This is a genomic window from Streptomyces sp. MZ04 (assembly GCF_004684775.1).
GTDB lineage: Bacteria > Actinomycetota > Actinomycetes > Streptomycetales > Streptomycetaceae > Streptomyces.
Genome location: NZ_SRIC01000005.1, coordinates 63,017 through 83,781 on the forward strand (window position 1 = coordinate 63,017; position 20,765 = coordinate 83,781).

General features: G+C 68.1%; 20 protein-coding genes. All 20 read left to right on the top strand.

The window, feature by feature from the left end; genetic code table 11:
* Positions 1–152: 152 nt before the first annotated feature.
* The 20 genes from E2651_RS02625 to E2651_RS02720 all read left to right on the top strand — a co-directional run bounded on the left by E2651_RS02625 (position 153) and on the right by E2651_RS02720 (position 19,972).
* The gene (locus tag E2651_RS02625) at positions 153–479 is read left to right on the top strand and encodes a hypothetical protein (RefSeq protein ID WP_135329303.1); all 327 of its coding nucleotides are present in this window, start codon (positions 153–155) and stop codon (positions 477–479) included.
* A 281-nt stretch (positions 480–760) separates the two neighbouring features.
* On the top strand, positions 761–1,972 hold the full coding sequence (locus E2651_RS02630) for an ATP-binding protein (RefSeq protein WP_135329304.1): 1,212 nt from the start codon (positions 761–763) through the stop codon (positions 1,970–1,972).
* Positions 1,973–2,008: 36 nt separating this feature from the next.
* Entirely contained in the window at positions 2,009–2,458 is a 450-nt protein-coding gene (locus tag E2651_RS02635; RefSeq protein ID WP_135329305.1) for a roadblock/LC7 domain-containing protein, read from the top strand.
* Positions 2,448–2,825, top strand: coding sequence for a DUF742 domain-containing protein (locus E2651_RS02640; RefSeq protein ID WP_167828669.1), 378 nt, complete (start codon positions 2,448–2,450; stop codon positions 2,823–2,825). The genes E2651_RS02635 and E2651_RS02640 overlap by 11 nt, the downstream gene beginning before the upstream one ends.
* Entirely contained in the window at positions 2,815–3,423 is a 609-nt protein-coding gene (locus E2651_RS02645; RefSeq protein ID WP_245238528.1) for an ATP/GTP-binding protein, read from the top strand. Before E2651_RS02640 ends, E2651_RS02645 begins: the two co-directional genes overlap by 11 nt.
* Complete coding sequence (locus E2651_RS02650; protein ID WP_135329308.1) at positions 3,420–3,938, top strand: GAF domain-containing protein; 519 nt, start codon at positions 3,420–3,422, stop codon at positions 3,936–3,938. Before E2651_RS02645 ends, E2651_RS02650 begins: the two co-directional genes overlap by 4 nt.
* A gap of 55 nt (positions 3,939–3,993) precedes the next feature.
* On the top strand, positions 3,994–5,205 hold the full coding sequence (locus E2651_RS02655; protein WP_135329309.1) for an acyl-CoA dehydrogenase family protein: 1,212 nt from the start codon (positions 3,994–3,996) through the stop codon (positions 5,203–5,205).
* A 72-nt stretch (positions 5,206–5,277) separates the two neighbouring features.
* The gene (locus E2651_RS02660; RefSeq protein ID WP_135329310.1) at positions 5,278–6,516 is read left to right on the top strand and encodes a cytochrome P450; all 1,239 of its coding nucleotides are present in this window, start codon (positions 5,278–5,280) and stop codon (positions 6,514–6,516) included.
* Positions 6,513–6,947: a hypothetical protein gene (locus E2651_RS02665; protein ID WP_135329311.1), complete on the top strand. Its 435-nt coding sequence runs from the start codon at positions 6,513–6,515 to the stop codon at positions 6,945–6,947. Before E2651_RS02660 ends, E2651_RS02665 begins: the two co-directional genes overlap by 4 nt.
* A gap of 710 nt (positions 6,948–7,657) precedes the next feature.
* Entirely contained in the window at positions 7,658–7,840 is a 183-nt protein-coding gene (locus tag E2651_RS02670) for a hypothetical protein (RefSeq protein WP_135329312.1), read from the top strand.
* Positions 7,837–8,331 carry a hypothetical protein gene (locus E2651_RS02675; RefSeq protein WP_135329313.1) on the top strand — a complete coding sequence of 165 codons (495 nt, stop codon included), beginning with the start codon at positions 7,837–7,839 and terminating at the stop codon, positions 8,329–8,331. The genes E2651_RS02670 and E2651_RS02675 overlap by 4 nt, the downstream gene beginning before the upstream one ends.
* A gap of 13 nt (positions 8,332–8,344) precedes the next feature.
* Complete coding sequence (locus tag E2651_RS02680) at positions 8,345–8,611, top strand: helix-turn-helix domain-containing protein (RefSeq protein WP_209446048.1); 267 nt, start codon at positions 8,345–8,347, stop codon at positions 8,609–8,611.
* Positions 8,598–8,954: a hypothetical protein gene (locus E2651_RS02685; protein WP_135329314.1), complete on the top strand. Its 357-nt coding sequence runs from the start codon at positions 8,598–8,600 to the stop codon at positions 8,952–8,954. The genes E2651_RS02680 and E2651_RS02685 overlap by 14 nt, the downstream gene beginning before the upstream one ends.
* Positions 8,955–9,109: 155 nt before the next feature.
* Positions 9,110–11,152: a tetratricopeptide repeat protein gene (locus E2651_RS02690; protein WP_135329315.1), complete on the top strand. Its 2,043-nt coding sequence runs from the start codon at positions 9,110–9,112 to the stop codon at positions 11,150–11,152.
* Positions 11,149–12,576, top strand: coding sequence for a tetratricopeptide repeat protein (locus tag E2651_RS02695; RefSeq protein ID WP_135329316.1), 1,428 nt, complete (start codon positions 11,149–11,151; stop codon positions 12,574–12,576). Before E2651_RS02690 ends, E2651_RS02695 begins: the two co-directional genes overlap by 4 nt.
* Position 12,577: 1 nt before the next feature.
* Complete coding sequence (locus E2651_RS02700) at positions 12,578–15,298, top strand: DEAD/DEAH box helicase (protein ID WP_135329317.1); 2,721 nt, start codon at positions 12,578–12,580, stop codon at positions 15,296–15,298.
* Positions 15,299–15,994: 696 nt separating this feature from the next.
* On the top strand, positions 15,995–17,527 hold the full coding sequence (locus tag E2651_RS02705; protein WP_135329318.1) for a transcriptional regulator, XRE family protein: 1,533 nt from the start codon (positions 15,995–15,997) through the stop codon (positions 17,525–17,527).
* A 69-nt stretch (positions 17,528–17,596) separates the two neighbouring features.
* Positions 17,597–18,598: an asparaginase gene (locus E2651_RS02710; protein ID WP_135329319.1), complete on the top strand. Its 1,002-nt coding sequence runs from the start codon at positions 17,597–17,599 to the stop codon at positions 18,596–18,598.
* Positions 18,598–19,083, top strand: a complete 486-nt coding sequence (locus E2651_RS02715) for a PPC domain-containing DNA-binding protein (protein ID WP_135329320.1) — start codon at positions 18,598–18,600, stop codon at positions 19,081–19,083. The genes E2651_RS02710 and E2651_RS02715 overlap by 1 nt, the downstream gene beginning before the upstream one ends.
* Positions 19,084–19,450: 367 nt before the next feature.
* The gene (locus E2651_RS02720; RefSeq protein ID WP_135329321.1) at positions 19,451–19,972 is read left to right on the top strand and encodes an NUDIX hydrolase; all 522 of its coding nucleotides are present in this window, start codon (positions 19,451–19,453) and stop codon (positions 19,970–19,972) included.
* Positions 19,973–20,765 lie beyond the last annotated feature (793 nt).

A 20,765-nucleotide genomic window follows, 5' to 3' on the forward strand; every position in this document is an offset into this window, starting at 1 on the left:
GCCACGAAGAGGCGATCAGGCTTGATTCCAGATGAGTTCCGCATCCGAATCAGCTGCTCTGCCCCCGGAGTTCCGATGACTCTCGCCCTCGTACCCCCTTGGCACGAATGCCTTCCGCATCAGAGCCTGCGCCCCCGCGGGCCGGATGCCCGGTGACCGATAGCCCCTGCCCGCGCGACGGCACCGCCGTCCTGACCGGAGTTCTCATGTCTTCCTCGCCCGCAGTTCTGTTGCCCTCCTCGACCCGGTGGGACGTGCACCTGTCGGAATGGCCCCACCCGGAGGTGCTTCCGCCCGCTTTCGACGTGGTGCGGGTGGGCATGGCAGCCGGCAAGCCCGCGCTCGACGCTTTGCCGGTGGGCGAGGTCGGGCCTGTGCAGTGCTGCATGGCGCGTCGCGTGCTGCTGATCCCCGTGCCGTCGGGCACGGCCGACCGGTGGTACTCGGCGCATTCCCGGTGCCACCAAGGCCGGCAGTGATGGCGGGCAGCGGCAGGCGCAGGGCCGAGCCCACGGGTACTCGGGCGGCGCAGGACGTGACCCTTCGGACTCGTTGTGCACTCTCCAACCTCATCGCGGGCGGCGCAGTCGGGGCTGCCTGGGCGGTTCACAGCACAGCCGGGCTGTCCGCCCCCATGGTGGCAGGGCCTGCGGTGCTGGCATCCGCGGGCGCTGTGTGGCTGTCGCTCCGATCGACCGCACCTGCCTCACCCGAACTGCCTCCGTCGGCTCCCGACCCGGTCACCGTTGCGGAGCGGGCCATGCTCCAGCCGTTCCTGGACCGGTTGATCGCGCAGATAGCCGTCGGGCGAGACCAGCTCGGGCACACGCTCGCCCAGACCGAGCAGGGCCACCGTCCTGTGAAACCCGAAAGTCCGGTCACGGTGTCCGTTGGCGATCCGATGGCGTACGTGGAGCAGTGCCTTCGGCGGTTGCTGAGCGAGGCACAGATTGCCGTCGTCCGCGCGGCAGCCGTTGGCCACGGTCCGGCGGAGAGTGCACAGGGCCAGGCCGAGATGATGGTCGCGATCTCCGCCCGGCTCCGAGCCAAGCTGAGCCGTCAGATTGAGGTGCTCACCCTCATCGAATCGGGCATCGAGGACCCGGTACTCCTCAAACCGGTCTTCAAAACCGATCACCTGTCGATGCTGATCAAGCGGGATGTGGAGAATCTGGCGATCCTGGGCGGAAGCAGGCCTCCCGCAAGTCTGCAGCCGCTGCCGGTACAGACCGCGCTCCGTCAGGCGGTCAGCGAGGTCGAGGACTTCGCGCGAGTGAAGGTGCGGGCCCCTCAGGACTGGGCACTGCACGGTTTTGTGGGGCCGGAAGCGGTCCACTTGTTGGCGGAGCTGGTGGAGAACGCCACCGTCTTCTCGCCGCCGCACACTGAGGTCAACGTACGCGCCGTGCGGGTCACAGGCGGGCTGCTCATCGAGGTCGAAGACAGCGGACTGTCCATGTCAGCTGGCCAACTCGCCGAACACAACGCGCTTCTCGCGGCGCCTCACACGGTTGATGTGGGAGCACGGCTGCGGCAGGGGCAGCTGGGGCTGCTGGTGGCGAGCCGGCTGGCCGCGCCTCACCACATCCACGTGCGGCTCCATCCGGGCGAGTCGGGTGGCCATCGGGCGGCCGTCCTGTTCCCTGAGGCGCTGCTCACCTCACCGCACGCCCAGCCTGACGTGCAGCCGACCACGTCCTCACTGCCTCGCCGGCTCAGAGCGAAGCCTGTCCCGGTACCGGGCGGCCAACCGGCATCTCCGCCGGGCACGGGCTCCACCTGTACGGAACGGCCCGCCGCAGGGCTGCGCCCGCTACCCCGGCGTACGAAGGCTCCGCGGGGGTCTGTCCCGGCTGTCCCCGCCGGAGGTCATCCGGTGGTGGTCCGGCCGGCCCCTGGCCTCATGGCGGACTTCACCGACGGCGCTGACGGCGCTCGGAACGGCGTGCCCGCGAGCGGGGGAGAGAGCTGAGCTCGTGAACGACTCCTCCGTCCACCCCTCTGCCTCTTGATCCTGAAGGGAATTCCCGTGCCACAGGGCAATATCACCATCACCCGACATGACGAACACCTCCAATGGCTGCTCCAGCGGTTCGTCGACAAAGTGCCCGGCGTGACCCAGGCCGTCCTGGCAAGCCGGGACGGGATCAAGCTGGTATGGGTCGGCATGGATGTCGATGCGGCCGACGAGCTGTCGGCAGCACTGTCCGGGTTGCGCGCCCTGGCCTTCCCGCTCGCGAGCGTCAACGAGGACATGCACCAGGTCGTCGTGCAATTCCCCAGCGTCACCGTGTATGTGATGCGTACCAGTGACCGCGGTGCCGACTACGTGAGCGAAGTGCTGGCGGTGCGGGCCGGTCCGGCCGCCGATCCCCGGGTGGTCGGCCACGAGATGGCCGCATTGATCACGGGCGTGGAGGAGCATCTCACGACCCCGGTCCGCGACCGTGCCCAGTGACGTGTCCAAGGCCAACAGCGCGCAGTGGACCGGCGCCGCGCACGGAGTGCGGCCCTACCTGCTGACCCGAGGGCGCACCGAACCGGACCAGGACTACGGACTGTGCCTGGAATCGCTGCTGACCACCCGAGCCGCACCTGGCCTTCTGAGCCCGGAGGACGACGCGGTGCTGCGCTTCTGCGCCGGCACCGCCCTCTCGATTGCCGAACTGGCCTCGCTGATGGGCCAGCCCGTCCAGGTCATCAAGATCCTGGCGGCCGAGCTCGTGGGAGCCGGCGCACTCAGCATCACCGGACACCAGCCGGACCCGGCCGGAGACGAGCAGTTGCTAGGAGATGTCCTTGTCGGACTACGTAATCTTGCCTGAGCCCAGGCCAGGCCTCGACAGAACAGGCCCCGCAACCCTGAAATTCCTCGTCGCGGGCGGGTTCGGGGTCGGCAAGACCACGCTGGTCAGCGCGCTCAGTGAAGTCCCCGCGATGCGCACCGAAGCGGTCCTCACCACGGCCAGCGAGGCCAGTGACCGTCTCCCCCAGGGCAGCACCAAGGAGTCAACGACGGTTGCCATGGACTTCGGTCGTATCACCCTCACCGACCCCCGACACATGGTGCTCCTGCTGTTCGGTACCCCCGGGCAGCACCGCTTCTGGTTCACCTGGGACGAACTGTCCTACGGAGCCCGGGGGGCGGTAGTCCTGGCCGACACATGTCAGCTGGAGGACTGCTTCGCTGCCATCGGCTTCTTCGAGCAGCGAGGCCTGCCCTTCATCGTCGCCGTCAACGAGTTCGAGCCGCCCGAACGCCGCTACCCGCCCGACGCGGTGCGCGACGCACTCGATGTGCCCGCACACGTGCCGGTCGTCTCCTGCGACGCCCGCGACCGCCAGTCGGCCCTCAGCGTGCTGAACGAACTCATCAAGCACGCCATGTCCTTCCATACCGCTCCGATGGGAGTCTCCCCGTGATCTCGCCCCCCGCCATGGTTCCCCGCCCGCCCGAGGAGTTGCTCCAGGCCCTCGGTCTCACCGAGGACAATCCCGTGCTCGACGAGTTCGCCCGGGACCTCGCGGCACGCGCAGGCGTCCCCTATGCCATGGTCAACATCTTCACTCCGGACGGCACCCAATACTTTGTGGGCCTGTACGTCGCCAGTGATGTCCCCCAGATCGGCCGGACGATGCCTGGTGATCACGGCTACTGCCCCGAAGTCGCCCAAAAACGCGGGGTCCTGGTGCTGCACGACGTGTACATGCACCCCCGCTTCCAGGGCAATCCGGTGGTCGACTCCGTCGGGATCCGCACCTACGCCGGAGCGCCGCTCATCGACCCCGGCAGCGGCCTGGTCTTCGGCACCCTCTGCTTCGTCGGCCCCACCGCGCTGCACGAGAACACCAGCACCCCGAACTTCGAGTTGATCAAGGAACGGCGCTACGAGCTCATGCGCCAGATCTACCAGCCGACGGCCCTCCACTTCCCGTAGCAACCCGCACGTGCCGCCCACCGCCGAACGACCGCCCAAGGAGGGGAACAGGGAAATGTCAGACTTGTTTCTGAGTCGAGAGCACCGCGAACTGCGGGATGAGGTACGGCAGTTCGCCGAGGATGCCGTTGCGCCGCGCGTCGCCGATATGGAGGCCAGCCGCAAGATCGAGCGCGACCTCGCCGAGCAGATCGCAGGCCGCGGCTGGATCGGCGTCACCATCCCGACCAAGTACGGCGGTATGGGCGCCGGACACCTCGCCAAGACACTGATCCTGGAGGAACTGTCCCGGATCAGCGCTGCGGTTGGGGCTATGACGCAGGCGTCCCAGCTCGGCGTCGCCAAGATCCTCCGATACGGCAGCGAGGAGCAGAAACAGTTCTGGCTGCGGAAGGTAGCCTCCGGGGCGTGCCTGCCCACTATCGCAGTCACCGAGGACGTCTCTGGCAGCTATGTGCTCGGCATGGAGACCACCGCCGTCCGTGAGGGCGACACGTACATCCTCAACGGCGCCAAGGTCTACGTCGGCAACAGCCACATCGGTGATATCCATGGCGTCGTCGCCCGTACCGGAGACGGCTCGCGGGGGCTGACTGCCTTCCTCGTCGAGGCCGACCGGCCCGGCCTGACGGTCTCTCCTCACCAGGGAACTCTTGGCCTGCACGGGTTCTCCTTCGGCGAGCTGATCTTCGACAACTGCCGCATCCCCGCCGCTAACCGGCTCGGCGTCGAGGGCGACGGCAAGGATGTCGCCTACTCCTCCAGCATCCTCTACGGGCGCCCCAACCTGACCGCCGTCGCCCTCGGCGTGCACCGGGCCATCTTGGAAACGGCCACAGCGTTCAGCAAGGAGCGCATCCGGTACGGCAAGCCGCTCCATGAACTGGAAACCGTGAAGAACAAGTTGGGGCTGATCAAGTCCCGGGTGATGACCGGGCAGATCACCGCCTACCACGCCGTGAGCCTCGAGGACCGGGGCATGCTGTGCGACGCGGAGCTGATGAATGCCAAGTTCTTCAATGTAGAGGCAGTCCTGGATTCCGTCCGCACTGCCATGGAGATCTACGCGGCTGCCGGTCTCTATACCGACCGGCCCATCGAGCGCTACCTGCGCGACGCCTACCACCTGCGCGCGCCCGGCGGTACCTCGGACATCCAGTTGCTGAGGCTGGGCCAGAACGCCCTGGGCCTCGCCAAGGGCCAGTACTCGGAGCGCCCCGGCGACCAGCAGCACGCTGCGGAATCAACCGCAGCGCTGCCGGCCTGACCTCGCCCCCCTCCCGCAATATCCCGCGCCTGCACCAGCACGCCCGCCAAGCCAACCTGACCAGGAGAGATCATGCCGAACACCGCCGCGCCCACCAGCTCCCTCGACCTGTTCGACGACCGAATACTTGCCGATCCGTATCCGTTCTACGAGGTGCTGCGTGACACTTCGCCCGTCTTCCACCTGGAGCGGCACGGCGTCTGGGCGATCTCGCGCCACCAAGACGTGCTGCGCATCCTGCAGGACTCTGACGCTTTCGTCTCGCGGGGCGGCCTCGCCCTGACGCCGCTGGTCAACGAAGAGGTCCTGGCGGGCACGGTCCTGGCCTCCGACGGGGCGAACCACGTCCGACTGCGCCAGGTCCTGTCCCGGCAGCTCACGCCCCGGGCCATCTGGCACATGCGTCCGGACATCGCGGGGCGCGCTGACTCCTTGGTCACCCAGCACGTCGAGGAGGGCGCCTTCGACGCGGCCGCGCTGGTAGGTCAGTACGTGGCGGACAACGTCATGAGCGCCATGGGCCTGCCCGAGGAAACCCGCAGCCGGCTGCTGGCCGGCGCCCCGGCGGCATTCGACGTATACGGCCCGGCGAACGACCGCCACAACAGGGCGCTTCCGGCGGCCGCAGCCATGGTCAAGTTCCTTCACTCGCATGTCACACGGGACACCGTCACCCCGAACTCGTGGATGGACAGCATTTTCAAAGCCGTCGACGCCGGAAAGATCGACGAAGCAGACGCGATCCCCCTTGCCTCGGCCTACACGACAGCCAGCATGGACACCACGATCCTCGGCCTGACCGGTGCGATCGAACAGCTCGCCCGGCACCCCAGCCAGTGGAAGGACCTGCGTGCCGCCCCCGGCCTGTCGGAGGCTGCCTTCCACGAGGCGTTGAGATTGGAGGCGCCGATACAGGGGTTCGGGCGCCTGGCCACCCAGCCCGTGAACCTGGGGGGCACCCTCATCGACGCGGGCGAGCGGGTGTGGCTGCTGTTTGGATCGGCTGGCCGTGATCCGCGTCAATGGGGTTCTCGCGCCGACGAGTTCGACATTCAGCGCCACCAGGTCGAGCAGCACCTGGCGTTCGGAAGCGGACACCACCACTGCGCCGGCATCCCGCTGACCGTGCTGCAGGCCCGCACGCTCTTGCGCTCCCTGGCCGCCCGCTGCACCCACATCACCCCGGCCGGTGATCCCGAACGCGTCCTGAACAACCTGCTGCGCGGCTACTCCAAGGTCCCCGTCGCCGTCGAACTCGCTCCGCACGCCGGAGCCGCGGAGAAAACCTCGGCGAGAAGGAGGCCTCTGTGACCCCGGCGGAACTGTCCGGCGCCGTACGCCCCGAGGCTGAGCTCACCAACCTCCTCCGGTGGCACGGCGGCAGGCACATGCCGATCGGCCCCGGCTTCGAAGTCGTCGTCGTGCCCAAGCTGTTGGCCGACCAGGCCGTCAAGATGATCAGCCCGATGGACGCCGACCCCGTGGGGGCCGTGGCCGCACTCGCGGACGACGGATGGGCATTCTTCGTCCCCGAAGAGTCCTACGGCCCTGGATGGCCGGACCGAACCCGCTCCCTGGGTTACGGATCGACCATTGAACTGCCGCAGACGCCCGGCATGCCCCAGGCCGCACACGGTGCGCGGTGGGTCCGCTGGCGCGGTGACGGCCGCTTCTACACCGCTCCGCTGCTCCTCCAGTTCGCCCTGGCCGCCGTCCGCGGCGGGCGGCCCCTCACAGCCTGACCAAGAGAGCCTGGCGTAGCTCCGCAGTACAAAGCCCACAGGAACCACCGCAGTGTCCCCCGTTACCCGCACCTCCCACCGCATCAGGACTCCGGCATGCCCACCGCTTCCTCCGCCTATCAGGTCCGCCCCCTCCAGGGCTCGGTGCCCGCCCCTCATTCACAGAGACATGGTGCGGGCGCTGCAGGACGGCATCGCCCATGGCGCATGCACACGGGGAGTCGTTCTCGCCACCACCGGCATTGCGCTCCGGCTGGGCGTTTCCAAACGAATAGCACTGAATGCCTTCCGCGAACTAAAGAGTCACGGAGTTCTCGCGTACCACCCCGCCATCGGTTTCTGTGTCGCGAGTATCCCTCTCCCCTCCAGCCAACTCTGGCCACGCTGTCTCGGTGAATACAGCCACCTGCACACGAACCCCTCCCTCACATTCGCGAACTGCCCGTTCCTATCGCTTAATTGCCCCTTCACGGGGCTGGAGGATCGACTCACGTGTCCGAAACGAAGCAACCGAAACCCAGCGCGGTGGGTCCCCTCCCCGGCACCGCTCGGAATCTGAAGGCAATCGCCACACAGGCACACGCCGTGAGCGCCGGCCCTGTCGCCCCGATGCCTCACCGCCGGGCGCGGCCTTTGCTCGGGAGCCTCATGCGCATCGGCGCGGTCGCACTCGACGGTCCCGGTGGTGCTCAGCGATGACCTCTCGATGCATGGCCGCTGTCCATCGTGCACTGCTTTTCGTAGCCGAGCTCGCCGCGCAGGCTCCCTACTCCGCCTCCGCACAGCGCGGTGACGGCGAGCCGACTGCCACCTTCCGTGACGACGAGAAGCGCCGGGTCCCCGAGCAGTGGGCCACCCGGCGCCCCGGGACGGCTGCGGGTGAGCCGACATGATCCAGACCCTGGACCTGGGCACGGTGTCCGTCGTGCCGCAGTCCCCTCCGCACCGGCCGGAGCCCGCAGCGCGCGGGCAGGCGCAGAAGCCCGCCGGATACGAGTCCGCCCGCGGCCTGCGCGCCCTACGCCTGGACTACCTCCGGTCCGTCCGTGCAGGACTGGACCGCCGCCCCAGGGTGGTGCTGTACGTCCTGGTCAAGCGTATCGAAGAGGCGGCCCACCGACGTGCCGAGGCACTGGCTCATGCACAGCGCGAGGGCTACGAGGTTGTCGACACCTTCGTCGACGACACGTGGCAAACCGACCCTGGCGCCCGGCCCGCTCTGGCCCGCGCGCATGCCGCGCTGCGCTGCCAGGCGGTCGACGGCATCGTCGCCGCCTCCCGCGTCGACATCTCCCCATTCGATCGGCCTTACGAAGAAGAGCTTCGGCTCCTGAAGGCCGCAGGCGGTTTCCTCGCCCTCGCTCTCGATGAATCCCGCTTATGACCATGGAGTTCGCATGACTGTCCGTACGGAATCCCCCGACGACACGCCCCTCGTGCTGCCGGAGATACGACGTGGCCAGCGCTTGACGGGAGAGAAGGCAGCCATCTTCCGAGAATACGTCGCTGCCAAGTACGAGGCTGGTCTGACGATTGAGGCCATCGTTGCCTTGACGGAGCGGTCCTATGGTGCGGTCCGCGACGCGCTGGTGACGGCTGGGGTCGAACTGCGGCCGCGCGGCCGACGCGTGTCCTCCCCGGGAGACCACTGTGCCGACCAATGAGATCACCGGGGACACTCAGTTGACCGGCTTCGCCGTCCTCCTGGAAGTCGACGGCCTATACGACGCCCATCGAGCGCTCGCCCTGCGCGGTCGCACCCGTGTCCTGCTTGGCGAAGGCAGGGACGGGATAGCCGAGTTGGTGGCAGAGGTCGAGCTCTTCGCCGCGGCGCGATGCACTCGAGGGCGGGGGCGGGCCCGCCCCCTGGAACTACTGGGTGCCGCCCACGAGGAGGCAGGCGACCGCGATCAGGCACGGCGCTGCTCTCCGCGCAGCACGGGGCTCTGCACGCAGATCCGCCCGGCCGGTGCCGAGCGGATCCGACTCCAGGCGGACGCCCTGTGACCGGCGTCTTTGAACCGAGCAGCCTGCGGCATAGCTCCACCGTGCGCAACACGATGGGAGGAACGGTTTTCGGGACCAGCGTGCAGGCCGGAGTGATCAACTCGTTCCACCTTCACCTCGCTGCCCAGCTGAACCCCCTTACACCGCGCGAGGTCATGCCGGTCCCAGCCTCCTTCACCGACCGTGTCAGCGCGCTCTGGGCCGTGACCGACCGCCTGGCCCGGCTTCCTTCGGACACCGCGCGGATCGTCGTGATCAGGGGCGGCAGCGGAATCGGTAAGACCACGCTCGCGTCTCGCCTGATACACGAGCACCAGCCGCAGTTCCCCGGCGGCCAGCTCTACGCCGACCTGCGGGGATACGCACCTAGCGGTCCTGCCCGCACGCCGGAGGTCCTCGCCCAGCTCCTGCGGTCCATCCGTCCCGGGGCCCAGCCCACCTCGCCCGAGGACCTCGGCGCCCTGTGGCGCTCGGCCACCGCCGCAGATCCCGACCGCCCCGTGTGCCTGCTCTTGGACAACGTCGTGCGCGGCAACCAGATCCGCCCGCTGCTCCCAGGCGGCCCCGGTCATCTGGTCGTTGTCACGAGCCGCGACCCGCTAGCGGAACTCGCCCCGGACGGCGCTGTGCGCTACGAGCTCGGCCCCTTCGATGAGTCTGCTGTCCGGGACTACCTCTCCGCGTGCCTCGGCGACGAACGCACAGCCCCGGACCGAGAGGCGATTGCCGAACTCACCCGGCTCTCGGCGGGTTCCCCATTGGCGCTGGCCCTTGCCGTCACGGAACTCGCCGCCGACCCCGACCAGTCCCTCGCTGGACTCCTCACCGCCTTGTCCCACCCACACCGCCAGACCTCCACTCCCCACAACCCGCAGGAGACGGCCGTGACCACGGCACTGGCACGCGCCTATCAGGAACTCCCCTCCGGCACCGCCCTTGTCTACCGGCGCATGGGCCATCTGTTCCCTCTCGACCTCGATGCCGCGACCACGGCGGCGGCCTGCAACCTGTCCCAGGCCGCCGCGACTCAGGCACTCCAAGACCTGCGCGAGGTGCATCTGCTCGAAGCGGGCAGCACCGAGGCGGACCCCGTGCGCGGCCCGTTGTACCGGTTCCACGACGCTGCCCGCGGGCATGCCGCCAACCTCGCCGCCCAGGAGGACGGTGCCGACGCCCTCGCCGCGGCGCTGCGCCGCACCCTCGACTTCTACCTGCAGACCACCACCGCCGCCGAGCGCCGCATCACTCCCACCCACCGCCACCTGTCCCGGGACTACGTCTACCCGCCCGCGGAGCCGATCCAGTTCTCTGACGACGCCCCCGCGCTGGCCTGGCTGAAAGCCCAACGGCACAACCTGCTCGCCGCAGTACGCGCCGCCGACGCAGCCCGGCTCGACAGCTGTGTATGGCAACAGGCCCACTCCCTGTGGCCTCTGTTGCGCGAGTCGCATGACTACACCCTGTGGTTCAAGACGCACGAGCTCGGTATTCAGGCAGCCCGCCGGTGCGGCGATCGTGTCGCTGAGCGGGAACTTCTGGGCACGATGGGCATCGCCCTGCGCGGCGCCGGCCGCTACAGCGAGGCCATCACCGCCTACACCCGGGTGCTGGAGATGGCGTGCGCGGACGGGGACTCGCGCAGCGAATCCCAGACACGGCACGAGCTCGGTGCCACCTACCTCGCCGCCGGCCAGCTGCAGCAGGCACAGCCTCTGCTCGTCGAAGCCCGCGCGCTACGCGAATCCCTGGGCGCAAGCGCCGAAAGCGAGCGGGACTGGATCTACTACCGGCGCGGGATCGCGCTGACCGACATCTGCCTCGGCCAGGTCCACCTCGGACATGGCCAGGCCAACGACGCCATCGCCACGCTGACCTCGGCCCGCGAAGTGCTGCTCCAGCTCCCGGTCCCCGACCGCTTCGACGCCGCACGCGCCCTGGCGTTCCTCGGCCGCGCCTACGCCCGCGGGGGCGACCTCGAGACGGCCAAGGAGTGCGGACGTCAGGCAGCTGCGGAGTTCAGCACGCGCGGCTCGGTCCGGTGGGGCGCCCACAGTCTGGAAATGCTCGGTCAGACCGCGCAGGACGCAGGGCGGCACGAACAGGCTGCTGAGCTGTTCACCGAGGCGCTGGCCCTCTACAAGTTGATCAGCCCCAGGGACGCCGACCGGGTCCGTGAGCGCCTCCGGAGGGCCAGGTGACCGAAACCGGCACGACCGTCTCGCCGAGTGATCAGCGTCTGCTAACCGGCTTGCCAGCCGCGACGGCTGCCCGGGCCTCGCCCAGCCATCCCGCTCCCCCAACCATCACTGACGAGGAAAGAGGAACTACCGCTGTGGAGGCTTACGGAAATCTGCCCGAGGCGTCGGCGCAGATCTGCCGACTGCTCGCAGCGCTGCCACCGGCCCAGTGGGACATCGACACGGCGGTCGCCGTGTGCGGCCTGTCCCGGCAGGAGACGGTCGGGCAGCTGGAAACGCTCTGTGACGCCGGCCTGGCGCAGCGGCAGGGGCAGCATCCGGTGCGCGGTGACCTGTACGGGTTCCACGACGATGTTCGTCGACGTGCCCGGGTACACGCCGAGGCGGAAGAGACCAACCAGTCGCACATCAGGGCATTGGCGTGCTGGTTGGATTGGATGCTGGCCACCACCAGCAGCGCGGAGCGGCTGCTGATGCCCTGGCGCCGCATGTTGTCCCGTGACCTGAGCGGAGTCCCGGCGCCAGCCCCGTTCACGGACGAGGACGGGGCCCTGGCCTGGCTCCAGACGCACCAGGGCGACCTTGAATTGGCGGTCTATGCCGCCGAAGACCGCCGCTGGCTGCCGCTCGTGTGGCAGCTCGTCCACGCTGCCGGGCCGCTCTTCCAGCGGCTGCCACCCCTCGAACTGTGGCGGAACCTGCACGAGCGAGGACTGAAAGCAGCGCGGGCGTGTGGCCACCAGGAGGCGGAGCGCGAACTGCTCACCACCGGTGCCTCCGTGCTGCGCGGCCTGCGCGACGTTACCGAGGCCGCCCGCTGGGCATCCCTTGCATTCGACAGCGCTGAGGCCACAGCCGACCAACGCAGCAAGGCCCAAGCCCTCTACGAACTCGGCTTATGCCACGACGCAGATGGCCGCGCGGAGCCCGCCATCGCACTGCTGTCTGATGCGATAAGCGTCTGGGAAGGGCCGCCGATCTCAGACCAGCACGGTGCCGCCTTGTGTCGGCTGGCGCTGGGGAGCATCAGCTTGGAGGCCGCCCGAGCTGAGCCAGCCCTTGACCACCTCAGGCGCGCCGTCTGGGAACTGACGGGGGTAGGCGACCGGTTCAACGCCGCCCGGGCTCAGGCCCGCCGCGGTCTGGCACATGCTCAACTCGGCCATCATGAACGGGCGATCAGCCTCCTTAGCGAGGCGCTGGACAGCTTCATCGCAATGGACTCTCCGCCTCAGCAGGCCCGCGTCCTGGCTGCGCTCGGCGAGACGACCGTGCGGCAAGGCAACTGGCGGGATGCCCGGGACTACTTTCAGCAGGCCAGGATTGTCTTTGAGCGCTTCGACGCTCTGGCAGCCGACCAGATAATGCGGCGCCTCCGCACGCTGGAGTCACCCCTGCCGAACGTTCTTGAGGGGAGGGGCTGATATGGAACTCTGGCCCCATCAACGGGACGCCTCACATGACGTGCAGAAGGGCTGGAGCCGCAATCCGCGGGTCACATGCGTCATGCCATGCGGCACGGGCAAGACCGGTGTAGGTGCCGATGCCGCCGGACAGATCGCGCCCGCGGGCCGCCGCATCATCGCCGCGCCGACTGTGGAGCTGCTCTCCCAGCAGCTCAACGAATGGGCCAGAGTGCTCGGCACGCACGAACGGCTGGGGGAGCTCACCGCCGTGTGCTCGGACCCGGCCGCCATGCATCGTGACGGCATGGACGAGCGCGTCCTGCGCGCCGATGTGACCACCGACCCGCGGCAGGTGGCCCGCAGCGTCGCGCGGAGTACCGCGGCGACCGTGGCCTGTACGTACGACAGCCTGCCCGTCGTCTCCGAGGCGCACCGCGTCCACGGGCTGCCGCCCTGGGACGTCGTCGTCGCGGATGAGGCGCATCGTACCGTCGGCGTGCGCGGACGCCTGTGGTCGACCGTGCATGACGACCTCCTCATCCCGGCGAAGCGGCGCCTGTACATGACTGCCACGCCCCGCATCCTGGGTGCCTCCGGCAGATCCGAGGACACCGAACTGGTCGGCATGAACAACGAACGTGTCTACGGACCTGAGGTCCACCATCTGAGCTACGCCTCCGCGTACGAACGCGGTCTCCTCGCGGGCTATCAAGTGATCGTGGCCTGTGTGACGCGGGAGGAAGTCCGGTGCCTGGCCGCCGACTTCACGCGCCGGCCCAGCACGCACTACCAGGTGGGCAGCACAGCAATGGCCGCCCCCATGCTCGCCCGACAGGTGGCAGTACTCCGCGCCGTCGCGCAAACTGGCCTCCGGCGGATGATCACGTACCACCACCGGGTGCAGGACGCACACTGGTTCGCTCGCACCCTGCCCCAGGTCGCCGAGTGGCTCGACCTCCCCCTCGCCCTGCGCACCGGTTGCGTGTACGGATCGCAGCCGTTCCAGGACCGACGCGAGGTTCTCGACCTCCTGCGGGGAGGACCGACCAGCGAGACAACCGTCATCTCCAACGCCCGGGTTCTGGCTGAAGGGGTGGACGCCCCATCGGTCGACGCGGTCGCCTTCATCGACTCCCGCGACTCCGTCGTCGACGTGGTCCAGGCCGTCGGCCGCGCCTTGCGCCTGGGCGGCCGCGCTCACAAGACCGCGTCCGTAATCATCCCCGTGCTCCTCGACGCCGGGCAGGACCCCGAGGAGGCCCTGGCCGGCTCCACGTGGTCCCCGGTCTGGCGGGTGCTGCGCGCGCTACGCGCCCACGACGAACGACTCGCGGCTCATCTCGACTCAGCGCGGCGCACCTTCGGCCAGAGCGAATCAGTCACCAGGAATCTGCACGAGCTGCCCGACTGGCTGCACGTCACCGGGATGCCCGTCCCGGAGTACTTCGCCGACGCCATCTACACGCAGCTGGTGCGTACCTCCACGCCGGCCTGGGAGGAATACCTCGGCGCCGCACAGCAGTACCACCAAGAGCACGGCCACCTGCGTGTCACGCACACTCAGGTGAGCGGGACCGGGCTCGCACTCGGCAGATGGCTGGGCAAACAACGCTCCCTGCGCCGTGCAGGCCACCTGCTGCCCGAACGCGAGCATCAGCTCGACAGATTGGGCATCCTCTGGAATCCCATGGAGGCCCACCGGCAGGAAGCCCTCTCTGCAGCGCGGCTCTTCGTCTCCCGTGAAGGACACCTACGGGTTCCCAAAGGGCATCTTGAAGAAGGGTTTCCGCTCGGCACGTTCCTTCAGAATGTCCGACGGGGCGAAATCGATCTATCCGAGGAAGAGAGCGAGCAGCTCCGCTCGTGGGGTTTCACCTGGAAGTCGCGCTACGACGAGTACTGGGACGAGATGATCCGGGCGGCCCGGAAGTACCGGGACCGCGAAGGGAACTTGCTCGTCCCCGCCCGCCATGTCGAGCCGGGGAGTCCTCCCGCCAACCTGGGAAACTGGATTGCTCTCACCCGAAGCAAGCGAGATGAACTCCCGGCCGAACGACGGGAACAGCTCGATGAACTCGGCATGGTGTGGAGTGTCTACGAATACGACTGGAGCCTCAGGTTCGGAGCGGTCGAGAAGTTTCATAGAGAGAACGGACATCTGAAACTTCCCGTGGGATACACCGTCGACATCGACGGCGAAGAGGTCGACCTCCATGCATGGCTGAGAAATCTGCGCAGCCACTACCGCAGCAACAGGCTGAAGCCTGAGCGCGCATCGCAGCTCGAGGAGCTCGGGATGGTCTGGAATGAGCACGACCATGCATGGGAGGTAATGTTCCACGCCGCCTGCGAATACTACACAAGGGAGGGGAATCTCCTTGTGCCCAGCGGTCATTTGACTGATGGCAGCCCGCCGCGGAATCTCGGCAACTGGATCGCAGCGCAACGGCAGGCCCGCCTATCCCAGGATCGCCGTTCTCGACTCGCCGAGATCGGCATGGTCTGGGACGTACAGAAGTACCACTGGGACCGGAACGTCAGGGCAGCGCAGAAATACTTCAAGGAATACGGAAATCTGCGAGTTCCGTATTCCTTCTCCGTTGCCGCCCATGACGGGGAGATTATCCCGCTCGGTCAGTGGGTGAGCGCACAGCGAAGCCACTACAAGAAAGGAAAGCTCTCCGTACGGAAAGTTGATGATCTTACTCGAGTCGGCATGGAGTGGCCAAGGCTCCATTAGCTACTCGATTTTTGTAGCCGTGCCCTGCCAGGGTCTCTTGCAGGTGAGACCCCCTTGCTAGGGGCGGGAGTTGCTTGTCCTCACGGCTGTGCGCAAGGTGCTCTTCCCATATGGGCCGATCACCTTCCTCCGCCGCGCGGGCCCGGATGCAGGCCCGGTGCACGCGGCACAACCGCTTTTGCTGGAGGTAAACGATGGTCAGGGCAGCGCCGAAGGTGTCGCACAGTCGCAGCGGCGTGGGCGTCGTCGGCTGTCTAACCACCCGCGACGCCGTGAATGTCGATGGTGGGCGGCAGGGCGAGGACACGATCGCACAGGTCCGTTCCGGCCGAAGCACCGATGTCAGCGAGACTGGCGGCGAGGTCGGCCAGTCGAGCCCGTGCGGTCGAGCGCAACCGTGCGCGAGGGACCCGATCCAGGACAGCGAGAGCCCGCTCGGCCGCATCGTCCGGGTGGGCGGGAGTTTCGCACTGCGCGAGGGTCAAAGAGGCGGCTGCCCAGCCCGGGGTGCCGGCAATGCAGGAGTTCAGAGAGGACTCTGCTGCCGCGATCGCCTTGTCGGTACGGTTCAGCGCGCGGTGGGCTTCGGCCGGTCACCGGTGCTGTCCTGTTCTTCTTCCGGTACGCCGAATCGTGAGCAGCGAACGAACATCCCGCGAGCAACCTTGCGGCTCTGGGGCCATCAAGGAGGACGACATGACTCAACCGGTTGAGTCACGGGCCCGGAGTGTCGTACCGCTCCTGTACCACCTGCTGGACGCTCCGGAGCTCAACTGCGCCTCACCGAACAAGCTCCGGGTCCTGTGGCCGATCATGGCCGAAGACGCCGCGAGAGCGTTACAAGAGCCGCGACTCGCTAGGGTCCGGCCCTCCACGGCTACCTACAAGCGGTGGCTGGCTGGCACCCACATCCCCCGCGGCGACCTGCGCACCATCCTCGAAGCCTATTTCGGCAAGAAGGTCGAGGCCCTCTTCCAGCTCGTCCCCGCGCGCGACATCGTCCGCCCCCGCCCGCTGGACCGAAGGACGCGCACCGCAGTACGGCAATCCCTGGACTACACCTGGCCCACGTCCCGGCACGTCCCCGGCGAACCGGACGCTGGAATCTTTGGCAGCTGGGAGCTCACCGGCGGACGGCACTTCGACGGCACCTCGATCGGCGTGCAGATCTACGAAGCTGAGCCCCGCGGCGACGTCATGGAGATCAGCTCCGCAGACCTCCCTCACCTGGAGACCTTCGTCCGCTCCTCGCGCAGGGGCGTGATTTTGGCCTCTCCCGGTGCGGCCGGCGGGTCCGGTCTGTACGTGATGGACGCCGCGCTCGCCCGCCAGGACCTCTTTGTGGGCCAGGACCCGCGTGTACCGCTCGCCTACCAGCTGGATGACCTGGTCTACGCGATGATCTGGGCGCTGCACGTCATGGATGACGGTCTGCTGGCGGATGACAATCCGCTCTCCGACCGTGCCGAGCAACTTCGGCATTACGTCAGGATCAGTAACTCGGCGCCGCCGCGATCCGAGATGCCCGACCTCTCCCCCATCGGTGCCGCGTGGTTGGGCTCCAGTCTCTGCGCCCAGTACATCGTCCGCCATCTCGGTGACCTTCCCGAGGTGCCTGCGTTCTGGACCCGCGAAGCCACCGGGGAGGAATGCGCACCGTGGCTGCTCTTCAGGCACAAGCACGACTACTTGCAGAAGGTCGCCGATCGCTTCGCGGGGCCGGGAAGCGCGCTCGGTCGCGCGTTTTGCGTCCCAGAGTCCGTCGTTCGATCAAGCGAGGTTTATGAGCGAATTCTTCTGTTCCTCGCGATTGCGATGATGGAGATGTACGGGGTCAAAGTGTGGCTGAGCGCGGAGCAGGAGTTCCAAGAGGTCGAGGGGTTCGTCCTGGCACGCAACCAGGCCATCCTGGCGAACTGGGTGCGCGAAGAATCCGTCTGGCGGGTCGCCACTACCAGCACGCGACGGGAGGTGGCTCCCTACCAGGAGGTGATTGACCACGCGCGGGCCCACAGTCTGGTTGACGGGCCGACGCCGACGGCGCGGCTGCGGGCCCTGGCCGATTACCTCGGCCTGGACTGGACCTGGTTGGTCGGCCGGTGTCAGGACCTCGCCGAGGAGGGGCTCACCCGCATGCTGCGTCCCCGCAGCCGCCTTCTCACGCTCACGGCACTCGACGAGACTCTGCGTTTCATCTGCATGCTGGGCGGCCCGCATGACGGCCGATAGGCTCAACTCGCCCTGCTCCAAACGCGATCCGAGGAATGTGCGTTGACGAAGGCAAGTTCTCTTCCTCCCATGGTGCTCGTGATCAGCCTCGGCGGCACCATCACGATGACCCCCACTACCGCGGAGGGCGCGGCGCAACCCACACTGAGCGCGGAGGACCTGCTCGCGGCCGTGCCGCAACTGGCCGACACCGGCATCGTCGTCAAGACTCAGTCGTTCACGACCAAGCCGGGCGCCTCCCTGACGTTCGACGAGATCGAGGAGCTCGCCGGCCAACTGCGGGCCATGGACGGGCAGAGCACTTTCGACGGCTTCGTCGTGGCCCAGGGGACCGACACCTTGGAGGAGACGTCCTACCTGCTGAGTCTGCTGTACGCGGGCGAGACGCCTCTGATCATCACGGGCGCGATGCGCGCCCCCTACCTGGCCGGAGCCGACGGACCGGCGAACCTGCTCGCCTCTGTCACCGTCGCGGCGAGCCCCCAGGCCCGCGGCCTTGGCGCCCTGGTCGTCTTCAACGACCAGATCTTCGACGCCGCGAGGGTCCGCAAGACCCACAGCACCAGAACGAACGCGTTCGCCGCACCTGACACCGGCCCCCTGGGCATCGTGGCCGAAGGCCGCCTGCGGCTCCTTGCGATCCCCGCGCACAAACCCCTCCCCCTCTCCGCAGTAATGACCCGACCGGCCCGCGTCGGCGTATACCCCGCGTCCCTCGGCGATGACGGCACATTGCTGGCGCCGCTCCTCGAACAGGTCGACGGCATGGTCATCGCCGCCTTCGGAGTCGGTCACGTGCCCGCGACCTGGGTCCCCATCCTCCAGGAGGCCGCTCAGCGGATCCCGGTCGTCCTCGCTTCCCGCACCGGTGGCGGCACCACCCTCACGCACGCGTACGGATTCGACGGCTCGGAAAAAGACCTGTTGGACCGGGGTCTGATCGGGGCCGGACACCTTGACCCGTACAAAGCCCGCCATCTGCTGACGGTCCTGCTGCGCAGCGGCGCCGAGCGCGACTCGATCGTCGCCACCTTTGCACCCGCCGGGACGACCGCGGAGGGACGTGGCTGATGCGGCACGCCGAGCTGACGATGGGGCGCACCTTCGCGCTGGCCTTCGATGACGGCGACGACTTCGTCGCGGAGCTGACCGGTTTCTGCGCGGAGATGGGGATCCGGCAGGCGATCATCCCGATGTTCCTCGGCGGGTTCCGGCAGGTGAGCCTGGTGGGGACGAGCGGCCCGCTTAAGGACCCGGAAGTTCCTGTATGGGACGAGACGGTCCTGTACACGGTCGAAGCCGTCGGCTCCGCCACGCTCGCCTGGAGTCCGGAGAACGACGTCCTCGCCCCGCACATACATGTGGCAGTCGGACGCAAGGACCTGGCCGCCGCGGGGAGCGTGTCTCATCTGCTGCGGGCGGAGGTGCAGTTCATCCAGGAGATGTTCCTTCAGGAGGTCGTCTCCCCCCGGATGCTGCGACCGCTGTGCGGACCCCACGCTGTCCCGACCCTGGCCTTCGCTCCGGACCTCGAGACCGAGACCGAGACCGTGTGACCCTGCCCGGCTCCACCCCGAGCTTGGCGCGACGGCCTCCGCGTCTCCCCGGTGAGCAGGGCCTCCGTCTCGTCGTCAACTCGCCCTTGGCGGTAAGGGGAGCAATGCCCGCTCGTCGGCCACCAGCCGAGGACGGCATAGTCGCCGTGCAGCGCCGGGGCCTGCCAGTCCGAACCGCCTGGAACGGGCTCCCCACCGTTGCCGGCAGCGTCAGCCTGGCCCGGCCCGCGCACCCCACCCTCGTCACCGCCGTCCGGCACTACCGCCGCGGATGCATTGTCCACCCTGAGCGACGCGTCGAGAGCGCCCGCAGCATCCGCGCCGCCCGATCAGCCGTCTGCCCTCCAGAACCCACCAGGAACGGACCGTGGAGACCTGCGATAACACCTCGGTCGGCATCATCATCACCGATCACCAGGGCCGTTACCTGATGTTCGACCACGCCACTTTCCCGCCCGGCACGGCACCCGCCGCTGGCCACATCGACGACCACGGGACCGCCGAGGACGCGGCCCGCGCCGAGGTCGAGGAAGAACTCGGCCTCACCGTCACCGGCCTCACCCACGTCACTGGCGGGTGGTGGGGTAATCGATGCCGCCGCTTGCCGGGCGCACGCGGCACCGGCCACGACTGGACCGTCTACCAGGCCACCGTCACCGGCGACCTCACCCCGAGCGCCTGCGAGACGAAGAACGTCCGCTGGATCGCTCCCGACGCTCTGCAGGAGTTGGCAGACCGGACGGTCGCCTACGCCCAGGGACACATCACCGACGCCGAGTTCGAGACGGCACCCGGCATCGAGCCAGTGTGGATGCAGTGGCTCGTCAACATCGCCACGATCCGCATCAGCCCTGATGACCTGCTTCGAGTGGCCCAACTCGCCAGGTGATCGCCGCCCCGTCTGCCTGACCCACCGCGGCCGCCGCCCCCACTTGCTGAGCGCGGCGACCGCGCCTCCTCCCAGACCCGGCCGCATGGCCACCGCCCGTCTGCCACGACAGCCTCGTCCAGGAGGGCCGGGTCACCATCTGGGAGGCGTACGAGCACTGCCAGCCCGGCAGAGGAGCCCTCCCGTCCTGGCTCACGCGGCACGCCACCTGACACATGACCAAGCCCCTCACCCACTGCCGCTGGAGCGGCACCCCCCCCACCCGCCGCGACGACATCACCGTGCACCAACGACACCGAGGTCTCCGGCGGACGACGCTCCGTCAATGGGGTCACCGGATGGCGTATCCCTCGTTCGGTGGTATCTGCCAAGCAGAGCCGATACGTGCAGCGCGGCCAACCTGTGCGTGAGTCCGAGCTGCTGGACCAGGACGACCACGCACCGCGTCCTGGTTGTGGCAGACCCGAGCCCAGCCGGCACCGCCACCATGCGGGCGGAAGGGGATCGGCTGACCGGGCCGACACCGCGGCCCTCCGCCACGCGGGGCGGTTGTTCGAGGCGGTGCACGCGGTGACCGGCACCGGCCTTTGGTACCTAGGGTGACCAGTTCGGCATCGCTCAGGCGGGGCGAAGGCCGACCGGCGGGTGCCACGGCGCCAGGCCGGGGGGTGCCTCTATGTCTTTCGTCAAGCGAGGCGTGGGGTGCGGGGTTCGTAGAAGGTGCCGTCGCGGAGTATCGCGAACAGCACGTTGATCCGTTGCCGGGCGAGCCGGAGGAGGGCTTGTGTGTGGG

Bases quoted from the DNA above. Each gene is read 5' to 3' on its own strand.
- E2651_RS02630 (WP_135329304.1), top strand. From the start codon at position 761: ATGCTCCAGCCGTTCCTGGACCGGTTGATCGCGCAGATAGCCGTCGGG.
- E2651_RS02655 (WP_135329309.1), top strand. From the start codon at position 3,994: ATGTCAGACTTGTTTCTGAGTCGAGAGCACCGCGAACTGCGGGATGAG.
- E2651_RS02660 (WP_135329310.1), top strand. From the start codon at position 5,278: ATGCCGAACACCGCCGCGCCCACCAGCTCCCTCGACCTGTTCGACGAC.
- E2651_RS02670 (WP_135329312.1), top strand. From the start codon at position 7,658: ATGGCCGCTGTCCATCGTGCACTGCTTTTCGTAGCCGAGCTCGCCGCG.
- E2651_RS02675 (WP_135329313.1), top strand. From the start codon at position 7,837: ATGATCCAGACCCTGGACCTGGGCACGGTGTCCGTCGTGCCGCAGTCC.
- E2651_RS02680 (WP_209446048.1), top strand. From the start codon at position 8,345: ATGACTGTCCGTACGGAATCCCCCGACGACACGCCCCTCGTGCTGCCG.
- E2651_RS02690 (WP_135329315.1), top strand. From the start codon at position 9,110: ATGCCGGTCCCAGCCTCCTTCACCGACCGTGTCAGCGCGCTCTGGGCC.
- E2651_RS02700 (WP_135329317.1), top strand. From the start codon at position 12,578: ATGGAACTCTGGCCCCATCAACGGGACGCCTCACATGACGTGCAGAAG.
- E2651_RS02705 (WP_135329318.1), top strand. From the start codon at position 15,995: ATGACTCAACCGGTTGAGTCACGGGCCCGGAGTGTCGTACCGCTCCTG.
- E2651_RS02710 (WP_135329319.1), top strand. From the start codon at position 17,597: ATGGTGCTCGTGATCAGCCTCGGCGGCACCATCACGATGACCCCCACT.
- E2651_RS02715 (WP_135329320.1), top strand. From the start codon at position 18,598: ATGCGGCACGCCGAGCTGACGATGGGGCGCACCTTCGCGCTGGCCTTC.